Source organism: Kitasatospora sp. NPDC096140 (genome assembly GCF_040303045.1).
Taxonomy (GTDB): Bacteria; Actinomycetota; Actinomycetes; order Streptomycetales; family Streptomycetaceae; genus Kitasatospora.
The window spans coordinates 29,826-50,192 of sequence record NZ_JBEOUW010000041.1 but is presented as its reverse complement, the minus strand read 5'-3'; the positions used below and the strand labels follow the sequence as shown (position 1 = coordinate 50,192).

The window sequence follows — 20,367 nt, the reverse complement described above, 5'->3', positions numbered from 1 at the left end:
GCGACGGCGACCATTCCGGCACGGTCGCCGGTGCCCAGCTTGCGGGCGATCCGGGCGAGGTGGCTCTTCACGGTGAGCGGGGAAGTCGGCGGGGCCGACTTCCCACTCCCGTTCAAGCCCGGGCAGGCACCGGGGCGTCCGGGGAGTCCAGCCAAACCGTCTGGCCGTCGGGCGTGACGGTGAGGCCGAAGCGCTCGAAGCCGGGGCGGCCCCGGTCGTCCCACCAGCGCCAGGCGGATCGCACCTCGTCCCAGAGGCTGCGGGGGCCGGACTGGACGACCTCGTAGGCGGTGCGGTCGGGCTCCCAGTCGACGGTGGCCCAGGACGTCACGGCCGTGTCGTGCAGCCAGAGGGTGTAGGAGCCGTCCGCGTAGCGCTCGACGAGCGGAAAGACCCCGGGCACCTGCACCCCCACGGCGAACATGGCCGGCCAGCTGCCCAGGGCCTCCGGGGAGAGGGACGTCGACGACCGGATTCCGTCCGCCGGCCACGGCCCGGACAGGTACGCCAGGCTGCCGGGACGGATGGCCCGTTGGCGGCGGAGCCGCATGAAGGCCGATGATCCGACGAACCGGCCGCTCGCCGTGCCGTCGGCGCCCGCGGTGAGCCGGACCACGGCCTCCCCGCCGTACTCGGGGCCCCACGGCGCGACGATCAGGCCGCCCGACCTCGTTTGGGAAACCCAGGCGGGCGGCACCCGGCGAACCGAGCAGGTGGCGATCACCCGGTCGTACGGTGCGCGGGGCGGGTGGCCAGCGGCGCCGTCCCCGACCACCAGCGTCGGCGAGTACCGGGCGCGCTTCAGCCGCAGCTGAGCCTCGGCGGCATTGTCCTCGTCGACCTCGACCGTCACGACGTTGCCGGAACCGAGGCGCTGGGAGAGGAGCGCGGCGTTCCAGCCCGTGCCGGTGCCGACCTCCAGCACCCGGTCGCCCGGCTCGACGTCCAGGGCGGCGAGCATCGAGAACACCATGGTGGGCATGGAGTTGGAGGACGTGGGCGTGGTGCCGCGGTGTTCCCCGGTGTGGTCGCCGTCGTCCCACTGGGTGGTGAGCGGGACGTCGGAGTAGACGGCACGCCACCAGGCGGCCGGGTCGGCATGGCGGTTCACGGAGTCGCCCTGGCGGACGCCGTCGCCCTGACCGGGCCAGACGAGGTCCGGGACGAACCAGTGGCGGGGGACGGTGTCGTAGGCGGACAACCAGTCCGAGGTGAGGGACCCGTTTGCGATCAGCGCGGAGGCCAGCCGGGCCCGGCCGGCCTCCGCTTCCTGCTGCTCGATCACGCGTCAGTCACCCGACGCCGGGCCGCTGCCGTCCGAGGTGTTGCCACCCTCGTCGCTGCCGCCGCCACCGTGCTTGTTGCCGCTGCTGCTGTCGTCCTGCTGACCGCCGCCGGACCCGGATCCGGATCCGCCGCCGTGCTTGCCGTTGTCGAACACGGGCATGGTTTGCTCCTTTCAACGACGGTGTCGAATAACGTCGTTGAGACGTACGGTAGGGCGGCGGAGCGGGCCGGAAGGCGGCCGATTCTCGAATATTCCGGACCCGGGCCGGTGGGGTTCGCGGAGATTCCTCAGAAGGTGCCGAGAGCCCTGCGACAGCGGGTGATCACCTTGTGGGCCTCCGCACCGTAGACGGCGGAGGCGGCCAGGGTCTCCCAGACGCGCAGGTAGAGGGACACGTTCTCGGGCTGGTCGAGCCAGAGCTCGGCGTGCCAGTCCTCGACGATGACGAGTCGCTCGTCGTGGATCCAGAAACCGTTGGCAGGAGGCAACTTGAGCCGGGCTTCGAACGGGACGATGCCGAGGGAGACGGTGTCCAGGCCGATGACGCCAGCGAGACGGTCGAGCTGCGCGGCCATCACGGGCGGAGGGCAGACCAGGGCGCGAAGGGCAGATTCCCACATGAGGATGTGGTACTGCTTGCCGGACCGGTACAGGCTCTCCTGGCGCTGGATGCGGGCTCGTACAGCCTCGTCTATGTCGCGTGGGGACCGGTGGAGATCGACGTACGCGCTGAAGATGTGCCGGGCGTAGTCGGCGGTCTGGAGCATCCCGACAATCATGGCGCCTTCCCAGGCGCGCATGAAGTGCGAACGGTCGTGCTCGGCAGTCAGGGTGTCCTGCACCGGTTTGTGCCCGGCGGCCAACTGCCGTCGCCAGGACCGGGTCCCTGACTCGAAGGACCGCAGTCGGGCTGACAGTTCGGCTGCCGTGCGGGGCTGTCCGACAGCCTCGGCCCAAGCTTTGAGGTCGTCGTGGGTGGCCGTTTGCCGGCCGGTCTCCAGCTTGCTGACCTTGGACTGCGTCCAGCACAGGAGATCGGCCAGCTGCCGACCCGTGAGACCGCCCTCGGCCCGCAGCTCGCGGAGCCGCTGACCGAGGGCGATCCTGGCGTGCTGGAAGTCGGTGCTCACATGTCGGACGGTACCTGAGCACGGAACTCGTGGTGTGGGAGGGCGAAGTGCCATGCGGCGTCGCGCTCCTGGCAGGCGCGGGCAACCCGCACCGGGTCGGTGATCAGTTCGACGTGGGTCAGATCGTCGTCGGTATCGAAGTGCAACAGGGCGATGAATCGCGAGTCGAACAGCCAGGTGTCCTCCGCCGGGAGGCCCAGCCGGTCGGCGTCGGCACGCCAGAGCTGCCGGATGTCCTCCCCGACCATGCCGTTTCGAATGGAGTTGTTGAGCAGGTACCGCTGCCCGACGGAGGGTGGGTTGTCCATGATCCGCACGCGCTCGAACCGCTTGCCCAGGGCCGACTGTTCGCGGCGCGAGACGCACCAGGGATGGTCCAGGTCCCAATCGAGGTCGAGCCCGGCGACGAACCGCCGGTAGGACTCGCCCTGTTCGTCCGAGCGGTACCGACGGCGGGTCTCCAGTCGGAAGGCCGTGTGTTCGAAGCTCACGAACAGCTTGTCGAACTCGTCGAAGCTGATCAGCGTGCGTTCCCGGCTCATCGCTGCTCTCCTCGTAGTCGGTCGGACGGGATCAGGATGCCCTGGAACTGCCACGGCGGAAGCACTGATTCTCCAATGTTCGCCCGCAGAGTCGCAGTTGCACTGTCGAGGATCGGCCGTGGTAAGGCGCATGCAGTGGGGGTGGGTACCGTCGACTTCCTGCTCCGGGGAGGTGCCCCGATCTGCGTGACCGGGGATGTGAGGTGCACGGCATGGCAGGACGGATTCGGAGAATAATCAAGAATCAGTCCTGTTGGAGCGCCAGTTGAGGCCGAATATGAGACCTTCCTGACCGTCGGAGAAGGGGAAAGTCATGGCCAGGCGGCTGCGCGTCGTGGGTAGTACCTCGGGCGTCGGTGACTGTCCGACGCTGTACGAGGACGTGGACACCGGAGAGGTGGTGGTCCAGGGGTACGCCGTTACCGACCCTGAGGAGGTGGCACAGCTCAAGTACGTGAAGGACGATGAAGGCTTCGTAGTCGTGCCCCGAGAACTGCTCGTGAGGTTCGCGCCGAAGGAGGCAACGCCTGTGCCCGAGTTCGTCCCCCAGCAGAAGATCACCGAGTTCATCAACGACGGGTTCGAACACACCGCCTGGCGGCTGGAGACCAGGACCGGGTACCTCTCCGACAAGCAGATGCCCTCCTACTCGGAGTTTCTGCGCACCGGCGACACGGCCGGTGAGGTCGGACACCCCTGGTTCGAGAACGTGCGCCGCATGGTCGACAAGGGAAAGAGGTTCGAGCGGGTCCGCCTGGTGGACAACCCGCCCACCGAGGGGCAGCGGTACCTGCTGGCGTGTGCCCGGACCAACGTCGCTGCCGGTGAGGACATCCGGTGCATGTGGCGGGCGGACGCCGAGACGGCCGGCCTGACCGGGCTCTCGGACTTCTGGCTCTTCGATTCGCGAACGGTCGCGCGCTTCCACTTCGAGGGAGAACGCACCGTGGGCATGGAGCTGGTCACCGACCCACTGGAAGTCCTGCGAGCCTGCCAGGCCCGCGACGCCGCCTGGCACCACGCGACGCCGTACGCGGAGTTCAGGGCTCGGGTACCTTCCGGCATGTGAGCTCCGACTTTCGACATGCGCGGTCTGCTCTCGGTGCTCGGATGCGCGAGCTTCGCACCGAGAGCGGCCTGTCAGGCCGTGCCTTGGCTACGAGGCTGGGCTGGCCGCAGTCGAAGGTCAGCAAGGTGGAGAACGGAAAGCAGTCGCCCACCAGGGCCGATGTGGTGGCATGGGCCGCGGGTGTCGGCAGGCCCGATGCCGCTGCGGAACTGGTGGGCAGACTCCGGACGGTGGAGACGCAGTACCGCTCCTGGCGGCGCCAGCTCGCCGGTGGTGTGAGGCCGGTACAGGAGGCACATGCCGAGCAGGGCCAGCGGACCAGCGACCGTCGGTCATTCGACCCGACCTTGATTCCAGGCTTGCTTCAGACAGCGGGGTACGCCCGTGCGGTGCTCACCCGGTACACCCGGGTCCATCCATCGATTCGTGACGTCGATGCTGCCGTGGTTGCCCGTATGGAACGACAGAGAGTACTCAGGGATCGATTCCGATCATTCCATTTCCTGGTGTGGGAAGGAGCCCTCGTATCCCGTCTCTGCCCTCCGGATGTACTGGTCGACCAGCTGGAGCGCCTCGTGCCGTGGTTGGTGGAAGGGAACGTACGCCTCGGCATAGTTCCCTTTGGCGCCGATCTGGAAGTTCCCGTGGGAGTGGGTTTCTCGATCCACGACGACGCTCTGGTCGTGACCGAGTCATGGCACGCAGAGATGTGGCTGGACGATCCGGCCGACGTTGCACTTCACATCCGGGCATGGGATGCGTTGGCGGAAAGCGCTGTCTACGGCCCGGCAGCCCATCGTGTGATCGCCAGAGCTGCTCGTGCCCTTCGCGATACGCGTTGAGGAGCTCTTCCAGGGGCGGTCCGGTTTTGCGGCCCCTCGCGCGGTTGCGCGCGAGGGGCCGCTGGGGGTCAGGCGTGGTGGTCGAATTCGCCGGCCTTGATGCCCTGGAGGAGGGCGGCGAGGGCGGCGGGGGTGGTGCGGAGGACTATGTCACCCTCGTCGGACTCGCGGAGTTCGACCAGCCCGTCGACCGCGCGTACCTCCACGCACTCGTTGTTTGCTGCGCTGTAGCTCGACTTCTGCCACTCGGTCTTAGGCATACCTGGATTCCACCTCTTTCTTGATGAACCGGATGAAGTCTCGCGACTCATCCTCGGAAAGCGCAGCGGAGTCCACGCGGTCGAAGATGGCTCGATGCTTGGCCAGGTCTGCCGGGGAATCGAAGAAGAGCGTGCCCGGGGAAGTGTCCATCTGGACGGTATCGAGTTCAGGTACGGGGCCCTGTGCAAGGGTCACGTTCTCGCCAGCGCCAGGGAATGTGTCCACATCGAACGGCACCACCCTGATGGAGATGCCGTTGTCAGTCGAGTCTCCGATCAACGCATCAAGCTGGTCTGCGAGCACCCTGGGACCACCGAACTGCATGCGGAGTGCTGCCTCGTGGATGAACGCCCGAAGCGGGATCTTGCCGGTTCGGACCACTTGCTGCCGCTGTACGCGGAACGCAGTCCGGACATCGATGTCCTTGCGGGGCAACGGCGGATAGACCCGAGCGAAGACCGCGGACGCGTAGCTCCCGGTTTGCAGAAGACCGGGGATGTACGTGGTGGTGGAGGTGGAGAGTGTCTTCGCGTGATGTTCGACCTCGGCTACCTCAAGGAAGTCCGTCGTCAGGACCTCTCGGTACTCCTCCCACCAGCCTCGGCCGCGTTCGGCGGTGATGTCGGCAAGGGCATCGATCATCGGACGATTCGCGTAGTTGCAGGCCGCAGCAATGGTGCGGAGGCGGTCTGCGCTGATTCCGATCCGCCCGGATTCCATCTGGGTGACCTGAGCGGGGTTCATCCCGACGAGACGACCGAGCTCGGATCCACCGAAGCCGGCTTGCTCGCGCATCCTCCGTAGCTCGATGCCAAACCTGCGCTGGCGGAGTGTCGGGTTGACGCGTGGCGGCATGGCTTCCTTCCGGGGGTGCAAGCACCTCAAGTCTGCCGTGCGGGCCGAGCGTCGGTCTACCGACTACCACGATAGAGGGAAGTTCCCGATGAGGGGGAAAATTATCCACTCCCATGCGCTACGGTCGTGCTCATCTCGATCCGACGGATCGTCAGTAACGCCTGCTAGCAAGCACCGCAGAGCAGCCGCGCCCATCTGCCTGGCCTGGCTCACGGCGACATGTGTTCCGCCGGTTCTTCCCTCACTCACGCCTCGGGAGAAGTCCCATGCGTCACCTCAACACGCCCTCGATCGCCCTCGCCCGTCAGTCCCTCCTCGACACCATGACGCGCGTCGGCTGGTCCCCCTCCACCATCTTCGACGCGCAGCTCGCGCTCGTCGAGCTCCTGGTCAACGCCTGGCGGCACGGCGCGACCCCCGCGCCGATCGTCCAGATCATCTCCGTCGACCGCTCCCTCCGCGTTTCCGTCACGGACGAGAGCCCGATCGTGCCCTCCCCGGCCGCCCGTGGCCTCCTCGCCGAGTCCGGCCGGGGCCTCCAGCTGGTCGCCGGCCTCACCCACCGTTGGGGCGTCGACCCCCAGGAGCGCGGCAAGTCCGTCTGGTTCGAGCTGGACGGTGCCGCGTGAAGCGCCACCCCATGAAGCCGACAGACCCCCGGATCCGGCACTACACCGACGACCACATCCGCACCCTCCTGGCCGAAGTCCAGGAGCGTGGCAGGAAGTTCGGCCTGATCTTCCCCTCCGCCGGCACCGACCGGACCCTCGACGGCCGGGTCCTCGTCCGCTTCGGCACCGCCCCCGCCTCCACCCTCCTGAACCTCCTCACCCTCCTCCTCGACGTCGACCGCGAGACCTGGTGCGATTCCTGATCGGGGCGGCCTTCGCCGTCCTCCTCGCGCTCGCCTTCGCGACCGTCGCCCTGGGCGTCGTCACCGCCCTCCGTGCGACCCCGCCCGACGAGGACGGGTAGCAGCACGCAGAGGAGGGCCGCGACCACCCCCGCTGGCCACGGCCCTCCTGCGCTCCTGCCCTACCCCTCCGGGCTCAGCTCTTCTTCTCGAACCCGGCGAGCAGGGCGCGCGGGTCGAAGGTGACCCGGATCCGGGCGATCTTCCCGTTCTCGACGTGCATCCAGTTCACCGTCGGGGTCGGCTCCGCGACGCTGGTGTTCAGCTCGAACCAGGTGATCACTTCGTCGCCCTCGGCGAGCCGCACCTTCACGTCGATCTTCTCCAGCACCTGCCCGAGGCCCCGCAGTCCGCCCAGTGCCTCCTCCACGCCGGAGGCGGTCCCCAGTGCCCCCACGAAGTCCACGTCGTCGGCGAGCACGCCCCGGAGGGTCTCGAAGTCGCCCGCCTCCCAGGCGGTGAAGTAGGTCTCGGCCAGCTCGCGTGCGTTCTTCGTCGTCGTCATGACTCCATCGTTCCGCGCGGCGATCCATCCGTCCAACAGATGGATCGGATGCCGGATATCATCGTTGATTATGGAGATGCACCAGCTGCGCTACTTCGCCGCCGTGATCGACGAGGGCTCCTTCACCGCGGCGGCCGCGCGCCTGCACGTGAGCCAGTCGGGGATCAGTACGCAGGTCGCCAAGCTGGAGCGGGAGCTGGGGCAGCAGCTGCTCGACCGGTCCGGCCGCGGTGTCCGGCTCACCCCGGTGGGCGAGGCGGTCCTCCCGCTCGCCAAGAACGCCCTCGCCACGCTCGACGCCATCCGCTTCACCGCCGCCGAGTACGCGGACGCGGTGCGCGGCCGGGTCCGCCTCGGCATGATCATGGGTTGCTCGATCCCGCCGTTCCTGGACACCGTCGCCGACCTCGGCCGCACCCACCCCGGCATCGAACTGAGCCTGCACGAGGGGCACTCCGACCTGCTCCAGGCGCAGGTCCTGTCGGGCGCCCTCGACCTCGCCCTGATCGGCTACGCGGGCGAGGTCGCCGCGGGCCTGGACGTCGACATCGTCATCGACGAGCAGGTCGCGGCCGTCGTCCCGGCCGGGCACCCGCTGGACCGGCCCGGGCTGACCCTCGGCGACCTGCGCGGGGAGAAGATCCTCTGCCTCTCCCCGGGCACCGGCATCCGCGCCGCCTACGAGCGTTCCTGCGCGCAGCTGGGCCTCGACCCGCGCGTGGACATCGACGCCAGCTCCCCGGCGACCGTTCTGCGCCTCGCCGAACGCGGCGCCGGCGTCGCGATCCTCAGCCCGTCCTCCGTGGAGGGTCCCGGCCTGAGCACCGTCCCGATCGCCGACGCCGCCGTCCGCTCCTGCCTCGGCCTCACGGGCCGCCGTGACCAGCACTCCCCGGCGGTACGGCTCCTGCGCGGCAAACTCCTCGCCGCACTGGGCGGCCCCCGGCCCTAGGCCTTCCAGTACGGGTCGCGTCCCGAGGCGGCGAGCGCACGGTCCCAGGCGGAGGCGTCGTCCGGCAGAGCGACCGCCCCGGCGAAGCCCTCGTACTGCCGGTACAGCTCGGCGTTCTCGGCCACGATCTCCAGCACCACCGCCGCGAGCTCCTCGTCGATCGGGATCTCCCCGCCGGTCGCCCGGGCGACGTCCCAGCCGTGCAGCAGCAGCTCCAGGATCAGCATCCGGGCGATCCCCACCGCCGGGACCGGCGAGCCGCCGAGGTCGACGTCCCCCTCCCAGACGGCCGGGTCGGACCACGCCGCGACGGCGCGCTCCAGCTGTGCCGCGTACGCCGAGCGCCATTCGGCGTCGGCGGTGAAGTCCCGCGCACTCAGCTCCGGGGGCAGCTCGGTGCGCAGGGCCCGGTGCTCCAGGCCGTGCGAGGTGTAGAGCACCCAGTGGTTGACCAGGGCGCGGGTGTCGAAGTCCGCGCAGGGCGTCGGCGCGGTCGGCGGGTGGTCGGCCGGGACGGCGGCGGCGACTCCGGCCGCGGCGGAGGCGGCGCGGGCCAGGAAGGGGTGCATCGGGTGGACGTTCATGCCCCCGATCCTGCGCCGGGACGCACCACCGGGTCTTGAAGAAACGCGACGGCTAACGTGGCCGCCATGGACTCTCCGGATCTCGGCCGCGGCGTGCTCCACCCGGCCCGGGCGGCCGAGCTGATCAGCGTGGACCGGCTGGAGCCGGCTCCCGAGGTGGCGCGGTTCGTCGAGTACTACTGGCGGGTCGGCTGGGACCTGCGCGGGCTGCCGGCGTACGAGCAGAAGGTGCTCGCCCACCCCAACGTCCATCTGGTGTTCGAGGCCCCGCGGGCGACCGTCTACGGGGTGGTCCGCTCGTTGTTCGTCCGTCGGCTGGAGGGCACCGGGCACGTGCTGGGCGTCCGGTTCCGCGCGGGTGCCTTCCGGCCGTTCGCGGGCTGCCCGGTGGGCGAGCTGGCCGACCGCACCCTGCCGGCCGCCGAGTTCTTCGGGCCCGCGGCCGACCGGCTCAACCCGGTGCTGTTGGGCGACGCGGCGGACCCGGCCGCCCTCGCGGACGCCTTCCTGCTGCCCCGGCTGCCCGCGCCGGACCCGGTCGCCGAGGAGGTCGCGGCGATGGTGGAGCGCATCACCGGCCGGCCGGACCTGTGCCGGGTGGCCGACCTGGCCGGGGAGTTCGGCCTCGGCGTCCGGCGTCTGCAGCGCCTGTTCGCCGAGTACGTCGGCGCCTCCCCGAAGTGGGTGCTGCGCCGCGCCCGGTTGCACGAGGCGGCCGAACGCGCGCGCCTCGGCGGCGAGTTGGACCTTTCCGCACTCGCCGCCGAGCTGGGCTACGCCGACCAGGCCCATCTCACCCGCGACTTCACCGCCGCCGTGGGTGAGTCCCCGGCGCGCTACGCGGCGGCGGGCTGACCGGCTTCCGCCGTGGCGGCAGCGGCGGCCGCAGCGGCCCGGCCCTTGGCACTGGCCCGCTTGGCGTAGGCGATGGTGAAGTAGACCAGCCCGCCGAGCACCACGTACGGGAGGATGTTGTTGACCGTCACCACGGTGCCGTGCGACAGGGTGTAGACCAGCACGATCCGCAGCACGGCCTCCAGGACGAAGGCCACGCCCCACACGATGGTCAGGTTGCGCTGGACCTTGCGGAAGCCCGGGTACTGCCACATGGAGTTCCACCACGCGACCATCTCCGGCGTGCCGTCGGTGGCGAACTTGCGCCCGAAGTAGAACATGATCGGCTTCGGGGCGGCGAGCGAGACCAGGTAGAGCACGCCGAGCAGGCCGGAGACGAAGGAGTCCTTGGCCAGCAGCATCTTCGGGTCCTGCGGGCCGATCAGTGCGACGACCAGGGTCAGGGCGACGAAGACCAGGGAGACCACGGCGAACTCGTCGATCCGGCGGTGCCAGACGAGGTAGATCAGGGTGTCGATCACCGGCCCCAGGCCCGAGAGCAGGATGGCGGTGGATTCGCTGTAGCCGTGGTCGTGCAGCTGGTTGTAGATCATGATCGGCGCGACGACGTTGAAGCCGATGCTGATCAGCCAGCCGAGGGCGGCCGCCTTCCCCTTGCGGGCCGGAGCCTGCGGAGCTGCGTTGGTGGGTGCGGTAGTTGACACTGTGTCGTCCCCCGGAGTGAGCCGTGATTTTTCGGCTCATTCTGACGGAGCGGCAGGTCAAGCGCCTAACGTCGGACCGAATCGTGATCGATCGTGCCCGAGCGGGCCGCTGCTCACGCGCCGAGGAAGCGCTGCAGTTCGTCCAGCACGTAGTTGGCCCCGGTGTAACCGATCCCCTGGAACCACAACTGGTCGTCCACCGGGAACGCCCGGTGCGCCCTGACCGCCCCCAGCGCCTGCCAGCCCGGGCTCGCCAGCACCGCGTCCAGGCCCGCCTGTTCGGGATCGCCGTACGTCGCGTAGAGCAGCAGGTCGCCGTCCGCCTTCGCGATCTGGTCCGGTGGGACCTCGAAGTCCGACTGGTCGACGTTCTGCGCGTCCGGCCGCCCCACCTGGGCGTCGGCGAGCACCGTCCCGGGGAAGCTCTGCCGGCCGTACAGCCGGATCCCGCCGCCCTCCACGAACCGCACCAGGCTCACCCGGCGCCCGGACAGCCGGGCCGCCGACAGCGCCTGCGCCACCTGCCCGGCGTGCTTCTGGTAGGCGTCGGCGAAGGCCTCCCCGGCGGCTACCCGCCCCAACGCCCGGGCGTGCAGCTCGAAGTCGGCCTTCCAGGGCGCGCCGGTGGTCTGGGTGAGCACGGTGGGGGCGAGCTCGCGCAACTGGTCGTAGCGGTCGCCGTCGCGCGCCTGGTTGGAGAGGATCAGGTCCGGCCGCAGCGCCCGTACGGTCGGCAGGTCGGGCGCACCGGCGGGGCCGACCAGCCGGATCCCGGTGGTCCGGGAGGCCGGCCAGTAGTCGGGGTAGCGGGTGTCGCGGGCGGGGAGCGCGGCGCCGACCGGGGTGATGCCGAGGGTCAGCGCCGAGTCGAGGGCGTCGGTGTCCAGCACGACCACCCGCATCGGCTCGGCCGGGACCAGCACCGGCCCGGTGGCGGTGTTCACGGTGACCGGCGGCGCCGGGGCGGCGGTCGGCGAGGCGCTCGGGTCGAGGTCGCCGGCGGCCGCCGGGCCCGGAGCCGGGGCCTGCTTGGTGCCGCCCGTACAGGCCGCGAGCGCGGCCCCGCCGAGGCCGGTGAGGAGGGTGCGGCGGGTGATCCGGGGCATCGGCGGTCCTCGGGAGACGGGTGTGGTCGGGGCGCCGTCGATTATGTCCGAAATGGCAGCTAAAGTGCCGATGAGTGTGCCGTCAGGCGTCCACCGCCGCCGTCGCCGCCCACGGAGCGCCCGGGACGACCAACGGCGTGCCCGTCACCGGATCCGGCACCACCACCGAGTCCAGCCCGAACACCTCGCGTACCAGCTCCGCCGTCACCACCTCCCCGGGGGCGCCCTGCGCCACCACCCGGCCGTCCCGCATCGCCACCAGGTGGTCGGCGTACCGGGCCGCCTGGTTGAGGTCGTGCAGCACGGCGACGACCGTCCGCCCGCGCTCCACGTTCAGCCGGCGGACCAGGTCCAGCACCTCCACCTGGTGCGCGATGTCCAGGTAGGTGGTCGGCTCGTCCAGCAGCAGGATGTCGGTGCCCTGGGCCAGCGCCATCGCGATCCAGGCGCGCTGGCGCTGGCCGCCCGACAGCTCGTCCATGCTGCGCTCGGCCAGCTCCGCGGTCGAGGTGCGCTCCAGCGCCTCCGAGACCGCCGCCTCGTCCTCCGGCGACCACTGCTGCCACCAGCTCTGGTGCGGCTGGCGCCCGCGCGAGACCAGGTCCGCCACCGAGATGCCCTCCGGGGCGGTCGGCGACTGCGGCAGCAGGCCCAGCCGCTGCGCGATCCGCTTGGTCGGGATCCGCGCCAGCTCCTCGCCGTCCAGCAGCACCGCGCCCCGGACCGGCTTCAGCAGCCGGCCGAGGGCCCGCAGCAGGGTCGACTTGCCGCAGGCGTTCGGGCCGACGATCACCGTCACCCGGCCGTCGGGGATGCGGACGTCCAGGCCCTCGACGACCGTGCGCGTCTCGTAGGCCAGGGTGAGGCCCCGGGCCTCCAGACGGTGGGCGGACATCTCAGGAACCTCCACGGCGGGATCGGATCAGCAGCCACATCAGGTACGGCGCGCCGACCATGCCGGTCACCACGCCCACCGGCAGCTCGGTCGGCGCCAGCAGCCGCCGGGCGATCAGGTCGGCGAGGACGACCACCAGCGCGCCGGTCAGCGCCGAGCAGAACAGCGGGACCTGCGCCGAGCGGGCCAGCCGCAGCGCGATCTGCGGGGCCATCAGCGCGACGAAGTCCACCGGCCCGGCGGCCCCGGCCGCGCAGGAGGCCAGCACGATGCCCAGCAGCGCCATGCCCAGCCGGATCCGGTCCAGTCGTAGGCCGAGGCCCACCGCGGTCGCGTCGTCGAAGGAGATCGACCGCTGGGCGCGCGCCGCCCACAGCGCGACGGGCAGGGCCGCGAGCAGCACCCGGGCGAGCCAGCCGGCCTGGTCGTAGCCGGCGCCGTTCAGGCTGCCCGTCATCCAGACCTTCGCGGCCTGCGCCTGGAAGCCGTCGCCCTTGGTGAGGAAGACGGAGGTGAGCGAGGACAGGGCGACGCTGATCCCGATGCCGACCAGCACGAAGCGCTGCGCGTGCAGCCCGCGCCGCCAGGCCAGCGCGTACACCAGCAGCCCGGCCACCAGGCCGCCGGCCGCCGCCGCGTACGGCGCCTGACCGGTCGAGCCGACCACGCCGTACGCCGTCAGGCCGACCACCGTCGCGGTCGCGCCCCAGGTCACGCCCACCACGTCGGGGCTGGCCAGCGGATTGCGGGCGACGGTCTGGATCAGCGCGCCGGCCAGGCCGAGCGCCGTGCCGACCAGGAGTCCGACCACCACCCGCGGCAACCGGAACTCGCCGACCACCAGCTCGTCCGGGCTCGGCCGCCCGAGCACCACCTTGACCACCTCGGCCGGCGACACGGTGGACTCGCCCAGGCACAGCGAGGCCACCACCGCCCCGGCGAGCGCCAGCAGCAGCCCGGCGGCGACGAACGCCGAGCGCCGGTGCAGCAGGAAGGAGGCCCGCCCGGCCCGCACCACGGAGTAGCCGCGGAGCGGCACGCGGCCCGCGCCGGAGGAGACGGAGCTCATGCGGCGACCACCTTCCGGCGACGGACCAGGGCCACCAGCACCGGGACGCCGACCAGGGCCGTCATCACGCCCGCCGGGACCTCGGACGGCGGGAACAGGACCCGGCCGAGGGTGTCGGCGAGCAGCAGCAGGGCCGGGCCGAGGACGGCGGAGAAGGCGAGGATCCAGCGGTGGTCGGCGCCGGCGACGGCGCGGGCCGCGTGCGGGACGGCGAGGCCGATGAAGGCGATCGGGCCGGCCGCCGCGACCGCAGAGCCGGTGAGGACGGTCGCGCCGAGGGCGCCGAGCGCCCGGACGGTGCCGGTCCTCGCGCCCAGCCCCTTCGCGGTGTCGTCGCCGAGGGCCAGCGCGTCCAGCCCGCGCGCCACCGCGAGGACCAGCACCGTGCCGACGGCCAGGAAGGGCAGCAGCTGCCACGCCACGTCCGAGGTCCGCCCGGAGAGCGAGCCGACGTGCCAGAAGCGGAACCGGTCCATGGTGGCCGCGTCAGTGGTCAGCACGAGGGTGTTCAGCGAGGCGATGAAGGCCGACATCGCCGAGCCGGCCAGCGCCAGCTTGACCGGCGTCGCCCCGCCCCGGCCGCGCCCGGCGAGCCCGTGGACCAGGACGGTGGCGATCGCCGCGCCCGCGAAGCCGAACCAGACGTACCCGGTGAGGGTGGAGACCCCGAAGCCGGAGATGGCGACCACCACGCCGGCCGCCGCGCCCTGGGAGACGCCGAGGATGCCGGGGTCGGCGATCGGGTTGCGGGTCAGGCCCTGCATGACGGCCCCGGCCAGGCCGAGCGCCGCCCCCACGGCCAGGCCGACGACCGTGCGCGGCACCCGGAGCTCGCGGATCACCACGGCGTTCGCGGTGCTGCCGCCGTGCAGCAGGGCGTCGAGGGTCTCGCCGAACGGGACGGTCCGGCTGCCGACCGCGAGGCTCAGCAGCACCGCGGCGGCCAGGACGGCCAGGGCGGCGGCGAGCCACGCCGTTCGGCGCCGGGGCGCCCGGTGCGGCGCACCGGGCGGTGCGGTGGTGTCGTCGGTCATGGGCCCTCTCCGCAGACAACTCAGGTAAACCTAAGTTCCGCCGCGAAGGCGGGGCAAATTGCCTCGTGGCCCCGGCTGTCCGTTGGATAGCCTGGCGGCATGCCCGCGACCCCACATGCCCCGCTCACCGTCGGCTTCGACCTCGACATGACGCTGCTGGACACCCGGCCGGGTATCCACGCCACCTACCTGGCGCTCTCCGCCGAGACCGGTACCCCGATCGACGCCGACCTGGCGGTCACCAGGCTCGGTCCGCCGCTGCTCGACGAGATCCGCAACTGGTTCCCGGAGGAGGAGGTGGAACGGGCCGCGACGCGCTACCGCGAGCTCTACCGCGACCACGCCTTCGCCCCGACCGTGGCCCTGCCCGGCGCGCACGCCGCCGTCGAGGCGGTCCGCGCCCACGGCGGCCGGGTCGCCGTGATCACCGGGAAGTACGAGCCGAACGCCCGCCTCCACCTGGAGCACGCCGGCCTGCCGGCGGACGTGCTGATCGGCGACCTCTGGGCCGAGACCAAGGGCGAGGCCCTGCGCGAGCAGGGCGCGAGCATCTACGTCGGCGACCACCTCGGCGACATCCTGGGCGCCCGGATCGCGGACGCGGTCGCGGTCGCGGTGGCCACCGGTCCGTACGGGGCGGACGAGCTGCGCGAGGCCGGGGCGGACGTGGTCCTGGCGGACCTCACCGGCTTCCCGGACTGGCTGGCCCGCCACCTGGCCTAGGCCCCGCCACCCGGCCTAGGGCCCGCCGCCAGGCAGGGGAACCCGACCCGTCAGGGCGCGCTCAGGGCCCGGCTCAGGACCCGACTCGGGGCCGGGCTCAGGACTCGACGCGGCGGCGCTGGTCGCGCGCGTTCAGGAACAGTCCGGTCAACGCGGCCAGGAAACCGGCCGGCATCAGCATGCTCAGCCAGTACGCGGCGGTCGGGAGCGGCGTCAGGTGCAGGAACAGCGGGACGAAGGTGACCAGGGTGGCGAGTGCACCGAGACCGAAGACGATCGCCCCGGCCTTGACGTACACGTCGCCGGGATCGGCGCTCTGGCTGCTCACGTCTGCTCACTCCTCGGGGCTGGGCCGGACCGCCCCCAGTCTGGCAGAGCGGCCCGCGGGGCCGCCCACCGGAGCGGCTTCGTCACGTTGCGCAGTTTCCCGGCAGCTCAACGTTTTGATCCCTGCTGAGCGGGGGTATGGAGGGTGTGCCGAGGGGCGCTACAGGTGCGCCCCGCGTCCTCAGACCCGGGGGTGTGAGCCGATGGACCGCGCAGCGCCGCGACCCGGCCGTGCCAGTACCGGGTTGCCCGTGGCCGCGAGATCCCCGCACTCCGACCGCCCCGATCGGGCCGCGGAACGCGGATCCTTCGCGGAACGCGGATGAGGCAGTCACGGACCGTTAGTCTGCTCCTGACAGTGTGCTGACCATGAGCGCCCGCGGGCGCCGAGTCGAGGTCGGCAGCATCTTTCCCACCACCCAGTGATCCCCGGCCAGGGCCGGGATCCCTCACACCCATTCGAGGACTGTTCGAGATGCCCACCGGCCAGGTCAAGTGGTTCAACGAGACGAAGGGCTTCGGCTTCCTGTCGCGCGACGACGGCGGCGACGTCTTCGTCCACACCAAGGCGCTGCCCGCCGGTGTCACCGTGCTGAAGCCGGGCCAGCGGGTCGAGTTCGGCGTCGTCGCAGGGCACCGCGGTGACCAGGCGATGGCCGTGCAGCTGCTGGATGCACTGCCCTCGGTGGCCGCCGCCCAGCGCCGCAGCGCGGACGACATGGCCCCGATCGTCCAGGACCTGATCACCACCCTGGACGCGGTGCTGCCCGGCCTCCAGCGCGGGCGCTACCCCGCCAAGCCGACCGGCCAGAAGCTGGCCGGCCTGCTGCGCGCGGTGGCCGACCAGTTCGACGTGTAGGGCGGCGGGGCGGAGCGGGGGAGGACTACCCGAACGCGAGCGCACCCGGGTCGAGCGGGGGCACCAGCCCCTCCGCGGCGGCCCGGGTGAGCAGCGCGCGGACGGCCGCGTAGCCCTCCTCGCCGAGGTCCTCGGTGAACTCGGTGACGTACAGCCCGATGTGCTGCTCCGCGACGTCCAGGTCCATCTCCTGGGCGTGCTCCAGCACGTACCCGCGGCTCGCCCCGGGGTCCGCCCAGGCCTGCCGGACGGAGGCGCGGATCGCGTCGGCGACGGCCCGCAGCCGCTCGGCGCCGAGCGAGCGCTTGGCGACGATCGCGCCCAGCGGGATCGGCAGGCCGGTCTCCGCCTCCCAGGCCTCGCCCATGTCGGCCAGGCTGTGCAGGCCGTACTGCCGGTAGGTGAAGCGGGCCTCGTGGATCACCAGGCCGGCGTCCACCCGGCCGTCCCGGACGGCGGGCATGATCTCGTGGAACGGCAGCACGACGATCTCGCCGAAGCCGCCCGGCACCGCCTTCGCCGCCCAGAGCCGGAACAGCAGGTACGCGGTGGAGCGCTCGGAGGGCACCGCGACGGTCTTCCCGGCGAGGTCGGCGGGGGCCTCCACACCCGGCAGGGTGAGCACCAGCGGCCCGCAGCCGCGCCCGAGCGCGCCGCCACAGGGCAGCAGGGTGTACTCGTCCAGGACCCACGGCAGCGCGCCGTAGCTGATCTTCAGCACGTCCAGCCCGCCGCGCTCGGCCAGGCCGTTGGTGACGTCGATGTCGGCGAAGGTCACCTCGGGGGCGTCCGCCCCGGGCACCAGGCCGTGCGCCCAGGCGTGGAAGACGAAGGTGTCGTTCGGGCAGGGCGAGTACGCGATGCTCAGCCGTTCAGCCACGGCCGGCCTCCTCGATCGGTTCGTGCCGCGCAGCCGGTTCCGGCTCGTGCCGCGCAGCCAGTTCGTGGACGGGCAGCACCGCGAAGGCCCGCTCCAGGGCGGCCAGGGCCTCGCCGATCCGCCAGGCGGCCCGGTCGCGCGGGCCGACCGGATTGGACACGGTGCGCAGTTCCAGGGCCGGCACGCCGTACCGGGCGGCGGCCTCGGCGACGCCGAAGCCCTCCATCGCCTCGGCGGCGGCGCCCGGGTGGCGGGCGGCCAGCGCGGCGGCCCGCTCGGCGCTTCCGGTGACCGTGGAGACGGTCAGCACCGGGCCGACGACGGCGCCCGGGCCGGTGGTGCCGTCCCGGCCTTCCAGGGCCCCCCTGACGAGCGCGACGGCGGCCGGGGGCGGGGTGTGCCGGACGGTGCCGAAGCCCAGTTCGGTGACGTCCGCGAAGCCCTCGGGGGTCTGCGCGCCGAGGTCCGCGGCCACGATCGCGTCGGCCACCACGGTGGCGCCGACCGGGGCGTGCGGGGCGAAGCCGCCCGCGATCCCGGCCGAGACGGCCAGGGCGTACGGGTGGGCGGCCAGGGCGGCGGAGGCGGCGGCCGCGGCGGCGGCCGGGCCGACCCCGGCGGCCAGCACGTCCACCGGAGCGCCGGCGGACCGGTGCAGCGTGCCGCCGGGCAGCGGCAGGGCGGTGGCGCCGCCCGGGAGGCCGCGCAGCACGGCCTCCGCCTCGGCGGGCACCGCGACGACGACGAGCAGCCGGGCCCGCGCGGGGCCCGACTGCTCGTGCGCGCCGTTACCGGCGTCGTGCGCGGTCATCGCAGGACCGTCAGCTGTCCTGGGTGTTCAGCTGGAAGTACCAGACGGCGATCGGGTTGTCCGAGTTCTTGTCGCCCTCGACCACCGTGATCAGGGTCTTGCCGGTGGCGTTGAGGATCTTGTTCGCCTGCTGGGAACCCGACCAGGTCGGGCCCTTCGCGTACGCCGAGAGGCTGGTGCGCCCGCCGGAGGCGGTCGAGCCGCCGTTGCTGAAGGCCCACCAGCCCGACTCGGCCACGTTCGGGGAGACGCCGACGCCGACCCGGTCGCTCGCCACCACGTCCATGGTGGGCAGCGTGCCGTTCTTCAGGGCGGTGTTGGCGTCCTCCTGGCACTTGTCCTGGAGGTCCTCGGTGATCGGGCTGCCGTTGTTCCAGCACAGCGGGTCCGCGACCGTCGAGGAGTTGCCGACCGTGAGGGTGGCACGGTGCGAGTTGTGCTCGGTCTGGCCGGCCGCGATGGCGACGGAGGTGCCCACCGTGGCGGCGCCGACCACGACGACGGCGCCGAGGGCGGCGATGGCACGGGAATTGAGGCTCATGGGTCAGAATCTACCGGGCCTGGCCGATCACGCTACGCGGGGGTCGGCCACCGCGTGTTGCCGCACCCCGCTCAGGCCACCCGGGGCGCCGCGGGATGCCGTCGCAGACCCACCCGGAAGAGCGAGTGGAGCGTCCACAGCAGCACCAGGCCGACCACCGCGGCGGCGATCGACAGGCCCAGCACCCCGTTCAGCGGCAGCAGGATGCCGACCGCGCCGCCGGCCACCCAGGACAGCTGCATCAGCGTCTCCGAGCGGGCGAAGGCGGAGGTCCGCACCGCCTCCGGGACGTCCCGCTGGATCAGCGCGTCCAGCGCCAGCTTGCCCAGCGAGGCCGCCATCCCGGCGACCCCCGCGACCAGAACCACCGTCACCACGCCGTACCAGAGCGCGGCCGCCGCCGTCGCGCAGGTCGCCAGCAGCAGCATCGCGGTGACCGTCGGCTCCGGGCCGCGGGTGCGCAGCCAGGAGCCGAGCACCGAGCCGAGCGCGTTGCCCGTGCCCGCCGCCAGCGCGACCAGTCCCAGCGCCAGCGTCGGCTGCAGGCCGCCGATCGGCTCCTCCCGCAGCAGGAAGGCCAGGAACATCACCAGGAAGCCGACCAGCCACTTCATCGCCGACATCGCCCGCAGCGCCAGGATCACCGACGGGCCGACGGTGCGCAGCGAGGCCTTGACGGGCGGTGGCTTGTGGTGGATCAGGTGCGAGCCCTCGCCGTGCACCTCGGCGTGCAGGACGGCGCGCTGCTCGCCCTTGGCCGAGTCCACCTTGTGCGGCAGGTGGAAGGCCATCAGGGTGCCGATGACGAACACCAGGAAGGCGCCGCGCAGCGGCCAGCTCGGGCCGATCAGGTGCAGCAGCCCGCCCACCGCGGCCGCCACGCCGGTGGCCAGCAGCCCGGCCAGGGTGACCCGGGAGTTGGCCTTCACCAGGGACAGCCGGCTCGGCAGCAGCCGGGGCACCACGACGCTGCGCACCACCCCGTACGCCTTGGACGCCACCAGCACGCCGAGCGCCGCCGGGTAGAGCGCGATGCCGCCGCCGGCGATCACCCCGGCCATCGTCCAGGCCAGCACCGCCCGGGCCAGCATCGACATCGCCATGGCCGCCCGGCGGCCGTGTGGCAGGCGGTCCAGCAGCGGGCCGATCACCGGGGCCAGGATGGCGAACGGGGCCATCGTGATCAGCAGGTAGAGCGCCACCCGGCCGCGGGCCTCGCCGGTGGGGACCGAGAAGAAGATGGTCGAGGCCAGCGCGATGGTGATCAGCATGTCGCCGAAGGAGTTGAGCGCGTGCAGCTCGATCAGCTTGGCGAGGCCGGACTCGCCCGCGCCCTCGGCGGCGGTGGCCCGGCGGATCCGGCGGCCGGTGCCGTGCACCACCTTGCCGGTGCGGGAGCCGGCGGCGGAGGCGGTGCGGATCAGGAAGTGCCGGCGGGGCTCGGGGGCCTCCTCCTCCAGGTCCTCGTCGAGGGCGGTGAGGTGACGGGCGTGGGCGCCGTCCGGCCCGGGGGCGTCGTCCTGCGCCGGGAGGCCGTCCGGTCCGGGGAGGCCGTCCGGCCCGGGCACGCCGTCCGGCCCGGGGAGGCCGTCGGGCCCGGGGACGTCGACCGACTCGGGGAG

The 20,367-nt window shown here is 72.1% G+C and carries 26 protein-coding genes; 8 read left to right on the top strand and 18 right to left on the bottom strand.

Annotation, left to right across the window (positions count from 1 at the left end):
- Positions 1–112: 112 nt before the first annotated feature.
- The 4 genes from ABT048_RS32470 to ABT048_RS32455 form a co-directional block, all read right to left on the bottom strand.
- Positions 113–1,285, bottom strand: a complete 1,173-nt coding sequence (locus tag ABT048_RS32470) for a methyltransferase domain-containing protein (RefSeq protein ID WP_350525144.1) — start codon at positions 1,283–1,285, stop codon at positions 113–115.
- 3 nt (positions 1,286–1,288) lie between these two features.
- Positions 1,289–1,447: a hypothetical protein gene (locus ABT048_RS32465; protein WP_350525143.1), complete on the bottom strand. Its 159-nt coding sequence runs from the start codon at positions 1,445–1,447 to the stop codon at positions 1,289–1,291.
- A gap of 128 nt (positions 1,448–1,575) precedes the next feature.
- Entirely contained in the window at positions 1,576–2,418 is an 843-nt protein-coding gene (locus tag ABT048_RS32460) for a helix-turn-helix domain-containing protein (protein ID WP_350525142.1), read from the bottom strand.
- Entirely contained in the window at positions 2,415–2,960 is a 546-nt protein-coding gene (locus tag ABT048_RS32455) for a DUF6879 family protein (RefSeq protein WP_350525141.1), read from the bottom strand. Before ABT048_RS32455 ends, ABT048_RS32460 begins: the two co-directional genes overlap by 4 nt.
- Before the next feature lie 313 nt (positions 2,961–3,273).
- On the opposite strand from ABT048_RS32455, the gene ABT048_RS32450 reads away from it, so the two are divergent.
- Both ABT048_RS32450 and ABT048_RS32445 read left to right on the top strand, forming a co-directional pair.
- Positions 3,274–4,029 carry a DUF6879 family protein gene (locus ABT048_RS32450; protein ID WP_350525140.1) on the top strand — a complete coding sequence of 252 codons (756 nt, stop codon included), beginning with the start codon at positions 3,274–3,276 and terminating at the stop codon, positions 4,027–4,029.
- Positions 4,026–4,871, top strand: a complete 846-nt coding sequence (locus tag ABT048_RS32445) for a helix-turn-helix domain-containing protein (protein WP_350525139.1) — start codon at positions 4,026–4,028, stop codon at positions 4,869–4,871. The genes ABT048_RS32450 and ABT048_RS32445 overlap by 4 nt, the downstream gene beginning before the upstream one ends.
- Positions 4,872–4,939: 68 nt before the next feature.
- On the opposite strand, the gene ABT048_RS32440 is transcribed toward ABT048_RS32445, so the two are convergent.
- Entirely contained in the window at positions 4,940–5,131 is a 192-nt protein-coding gene (locus ABT048_RS32440; protein WP_350525138.1) for a DUF397 domain-containing protein, read from the bottom strand.
- A complete protein-coding gene (locus ABT048_RS32435) occupies positions 5,124–5,987 on the bottom strand; it encodes a helix-turn-helix domain-containing protein (RefSeq protein WP_350525137.1) in 864 nt (287 codons plus the stop codon). The genes ABT048_RS32440 and ABT048_RS32435 overlap by 8 nt, the downstream gene beginning before the upstream one ends.
- Positions 5,988–6,253: 266 nt before the next feature.
- Here ABT048_RS32435 and ABT048_RS32430 point away from each other — a divergent pair, with 266 nt between their 5' ends.
- Positions 6,254–6,616, top strand: coding sequence for an ATP-binding protein (locus ABT048_RS32430; protein WP_350525136.1), 363 nt, complete (start codon positions 6,254–6,256; stop codon positions 6,614–6,616).
- Between the two features lie 11 nt (positions 6,617–6,627).
- A complete protein-coding gene (locus tag ABT048_RS32425; protein ID WP_350525135.1) occupies positions 6,628–6,861 on the top strand; it encodes a hypothetical protein in 234 nt (77 codons plus the stop codon).
- A 175-nt stretch (positions 6,862–7,036) separates the two neighbouring features.
- Here the strand turns inward: ABT048_RS32425 and ABT048_RS32420 are convergent, their stop codons facing one another.
- Positions 7,037–7,405, bottom strand: a complete 369-nt coding sequence (locus tag ABT048_RS32420) for a nuclear transport factor 2 family protein (RefSeq protein WP_350525134.1) — start codon at positions 7,403–7,405, stop codon at positions 7,037–7,039.
- 70 nt (positions 7,406–7,475) lie between these two features.
- Here ABT048_RS32420 and ABT048_RS32415 point away from each other — a divergent pair, with 70 nt between their 5' ends.
- A complete protein-coding gene (locus tag ABT048_RS32415; protein ID WP_350525133.1) occupies positions 7,476–8,357 on the top strand; it encodes a LysR family transcriptional regulator in 882 nt (293 codons plus the stop codon).
- Here the strand turns inward: ABT048_RS32415 and ABT048_RS32410 are convergent.
- The gene (locus ABT048_RS32410) at positions 8,354–8,941 is read right to left on the bottom strand and encodes a TIGR03086 family metal-binding protein (RefSeq protein WP_350525132.1); all 588 of its coding nucleotides are present in this window, start codon (positions 8,939–8,941) and stop codon (positions 8,354–8,356) included. The genes ABT048_RS32415 and ABT048_RS32410 overlap by 4 nt on opposite strands.
- Before the next feature lie 66 nt (positions 8,942–9,007).
- Between ABT048_RS32410 and ABT048_RS32405 the strand changes: the two genes are divergently transcribed.
- Entirely contained in the window at positions 9,008–9,796 is a 789-nt protein-coding gene (locus tag ABT048_RS32405) for an AraC family transcriptional regulator (protein WP_350525131.1), read from the top strand.
- Here the strand turns inward: ABT048_RS32405 and ABT048_RS32400 are convergent.
- From ABT048_RS32400 to ABT048_RS32380, 5 genes are all read right to left on the bottom strand, one after another.
- Entirely contained in the window at positions 9,778–10,500 is a 723-nt protein-coding gene (locus ABT048_RS32400) for a VC0807 family protein (protein WP_350525130.1), read from the bottom strand. The two genes, ABT048_RS32405 and ABT048_RS32400, sit on opposite strands and share 19 nt — an antisense overlap.
- Positions 10,501–10,613: 113 nt before the next feature.
- The gene (locus ABT048_RS32395; RefSeq protein WP_350525129.1) at positions 10,614–11,606 is read right to left on the bottom strand and encodes an ABC transporter substrate-binding protein; all 993 of its coding nucleotides are present in this window, start codon (positions 11,604–11,606) and stop codon (positions 10,614–10,616) included.
- Between the two features lie 82 nt (positions 11,607–11,688).
- Positions 11,689–12,501, bottom strand: coding sequence for an ABC transporter ATP-binding protein (locus tag ABT048_RS32390; RefSeq protein WP_350525128.1), 813 nt, complete (start codon positions 12,499–12,501; stop codon positions 11,689–11,691).
- A 1-nt stretch (position 12,502) separates the two neighbouring features.
- Positions 12,503–13,570: a FecCD family ABC transporter permease gene (locus ABT048_RS32385; RefSeq protein WP_350525127.1), complete on the bottom strand. Its 1,068-nt coding sequence runs from the start codon at positions 13,568–13,570 to the stop codon at positions 12,503–12,505.
- Positions 13,567–14,604 (bottom strand): FecCD family ABC transporter permease, encoded by a 1,038-nt coding sequence (locus tag ABT048_RS32380; RefSeq protein ID WP_350525126.1) that lies wholly within the window; start codon positions 14,602–14,604, stop codon positions 13,567–13,569. Before ABT048_RS32380 ends, ABT048_RS32385 begins: the two co-directional genes overlap by 4 nt.
- A gap of 99 nt (positions 14,605–14,703) precedes the next feature.
- Here ABT048_RS32380 and ABT048_RS32375 point away from each other — a divergent pair, with 99 nt between their 5' ends.
- Entirely contained in the window at positions 14,704–15,327 is a 624-nt protein-coding gene (locus ABT048_RS32375; protein ID WP_350525125.1) for an HAD family hydrolase, read from the top strand.
- A 97-nt stretch (positions 15,328–15,424) separates the two neighbouring features.
- On the opposite strand, the gene ABT048_RS32370 is transcribed toward ABT048_RS32375, so the two are convergent.
- Entirely contained in the window at positions 15,425–15,655 is a 231-nt protein-coding gene (locus ABT048_RS32370) for a hypothetical protein (RefSeq protein ID WP_350525124.1), read from the bottom strand.
- Positions 15,656–16,129: 474 nt separating this feature from the next.
- Here ABT048_RS32370 and ABT048_RS32365 point away from each other — a divergent pair, with 474 nt between their 5' ends.
- Complete coding sequence (locus ABT048_RS32365; RefSeq protein ID WP_030289703.1) at positions 16,130–16,513, top strand: cold-shock protein; 384 nt, start codon at positions 16,130–16,132, stop codon at positions 16,511–16,513.
- A 25-nt stretch (positions 16,514–16,538) separates the two neighbouring features.
- Here ABT048_RS32365 and ABT048_RS32360 read toward each other — a convergent pair whose 3' ends face one another.
- From ABT048_RS32360 to ABT048_RS32345, 4 genes are all read right to left on the bottom strand, one after another.
- Positions 16,539–17,393, bottom strand: coding sequence for a 1,4-dihydroxy-6-naphtoate synthase (locus tag ABT048_RS32360; protein WP_350525123.1), 855 nt, complete (start codon positions 17,391–17,393; stop codon positions 16,539–16,541).
- Positions 17,386–18,204 carry a futalosine hydrolase gene (locus tag ABT048_RS32355; RefSeq protein ID WP_350525122.1) on the bottom strand — a complete coding sequence of 273 codons (819 nt, stop codon included), beginning with the start codon at positions 18,202–18,204 and terminating at the stop codon, positions 17,386–17,388. The genes ABT048_RS32360 and ABT048_RS32355 overlap by 8 nt, the downstream gene beginning before the upstream one ends.
- Positions 18,205–18,214: 10 nt before the next feature.
- The gene (locus ABT048_RS32350; protein WP_350525121.1) at positions 18,215–18,745 is read right to left on the bottom strand and encodes a hypothetical protein; all 531 of its coding nucleotides are present in this window, start codon (positions 18,743–18,745) and stop codon (positions 18,215–18,217) included.
- Positions 18,746–18,816: 71 nt separating this feature from the next.
- Positions 18,817–20,169: an MFS transporter gene (locus ABT048_RS32345; RefSeq protein WP_502894101.1), complete on the bottom strand. Its 1,353-nt coding sequence runs from the start codon at positions 20,167–20,169 to the stop codon at positions 18,817–18,819.
- Positions 20,170–20,367 lie beyond the last annotated feature (198 nt).

Coding starts and splice junctions, on each gene's coding strand:
- ABT048_RS32420 (WP_350525134.1), bottom strand. CDS start 7,405: ATGACGACGACGAAGAACGCACGCGAGCTGGCCGAGACCTACTTCACC.
- ABT048_RS32395 (WP_350525129.1), bottom strand. CDS start 11,606: ATGCCCCGGATCACCCGCCGCACCCTCCTCACCGGCCTCGGCGGGGCC.
- ABT048_RS32435 (WP_350525137.1), bottom strand. CDS start 5,987: ATGCCGCCACGCGTCAACCCGACACTCCGCCAGCGCAGGTTTGGCATC.
- ABT048_RS32450 (WP_350525140.1), top strand. CDS start 3,274: ATGGCCAGGCGGCTGCGCGTCGTGGGTAGTACCTCGGGCGTCGGTGAC.
- ABT048_RS32380 (WP_350525126.1), bottom strand. CDS start 14,604: ATGACCGACGACACCACCGCACCGCCCGGTGCGCCGCACCGGGCGCCC.
- ABT048_RS32365 (WP_030289703.1), top strand. CDS start 16,130: ATGCCCACCGGCCAGGTCAAGTGGTTCAACGAGACGAAGGGCTTCGGC.
- ABT048_RS32355 (WP_350525122.1), bottom strand. CDS start 18,204: ATGACCGCGCACGACGCCGGTAACGGCGCGCACGAGCAGTCGGGCCCC.
- ABT048_RS32465 (WP_350525143.1), bottom strand. CDS start 1,447: ATGCCCGTGTTCGACAACGGCAAGCACGGCGGCGGATCCGGATCCGGG.
- ABT048_RS32390 (WP_350525128.1), bottom strand. CDS start 12,501: ATGTCCGCCCACCGTCTGGAGGCCCGGGGCCTCACCCTGGCCTACGAG.
- ABT048_RS32350 (WP_350525121.1), bottom strand. CDS start 18,745: ATGAGCCTCAATTCCCGTGCCATCGCCGCCCTCGGCGCCGTCGTCGTG.
- ABT048_RS32375 (WP_350525125.1), top strand. CDS start 14,704: ATGCCCGCGACCCCACATGCCCCGCTCACCGTCGGCTTCGACCTCGAC.
- ABT048_RS32440 (WP_350525138.1), bottom strand. CDS start 5,131: ATGCCTAAGACCGAGTGGCAGAAGTCGAGCTACAGCGCAGCAAACAAC.
- ABT048_RS32405 (WP_350525131.1), top strand. CDS start 9,008: ATGGACTCTCCGGATCTCGGCCGCGGCGTGCTCCACCCGGCCCGGGCG.
- ABT048_RS32425 (WP_350525135.1), top strand. CDS start 6,628: ATGAAGCCGACAGACCCCCGGATCCGGCACTACACCGACGACCACATC.
- ABT048_RS32410 (WP_350525132.1), bottom strand. CDS start 8,941: ATGAACGTCCACCCGATGCACCCCTTCCTGGCCCGCGCCGCCTCCGCC.
- ABT048_RS32415 (WP_350525133.1), top strand. CDS start 7,476: ATGGAGATGCACCAGCTGCGCTACTTCGCCGCCGTGATCGACGAGGGC.
- ABT048_RS32430 (WP_350525136.1), top strand. CDS start 6,254: ATGCGTCACCTCAACACGCCCTCGATCGCCCTCGCCCGTCAGTCCCTC.
- ABT048_RS32455 (WP_350525141.1), bottom strand. CDS start 2,960: ATGAGCCGGGAACGCACGCTGATCAGCTTCGACGAGTTCGACAAGCTG.
- ABT048_RS32385 (WP_350525127.1), bottom strand. CDS start 13,570: ATGAGCTCCGTCTCCTCCGGCGCGGGCCGCGTGCCGCTCCGCGGCTAC.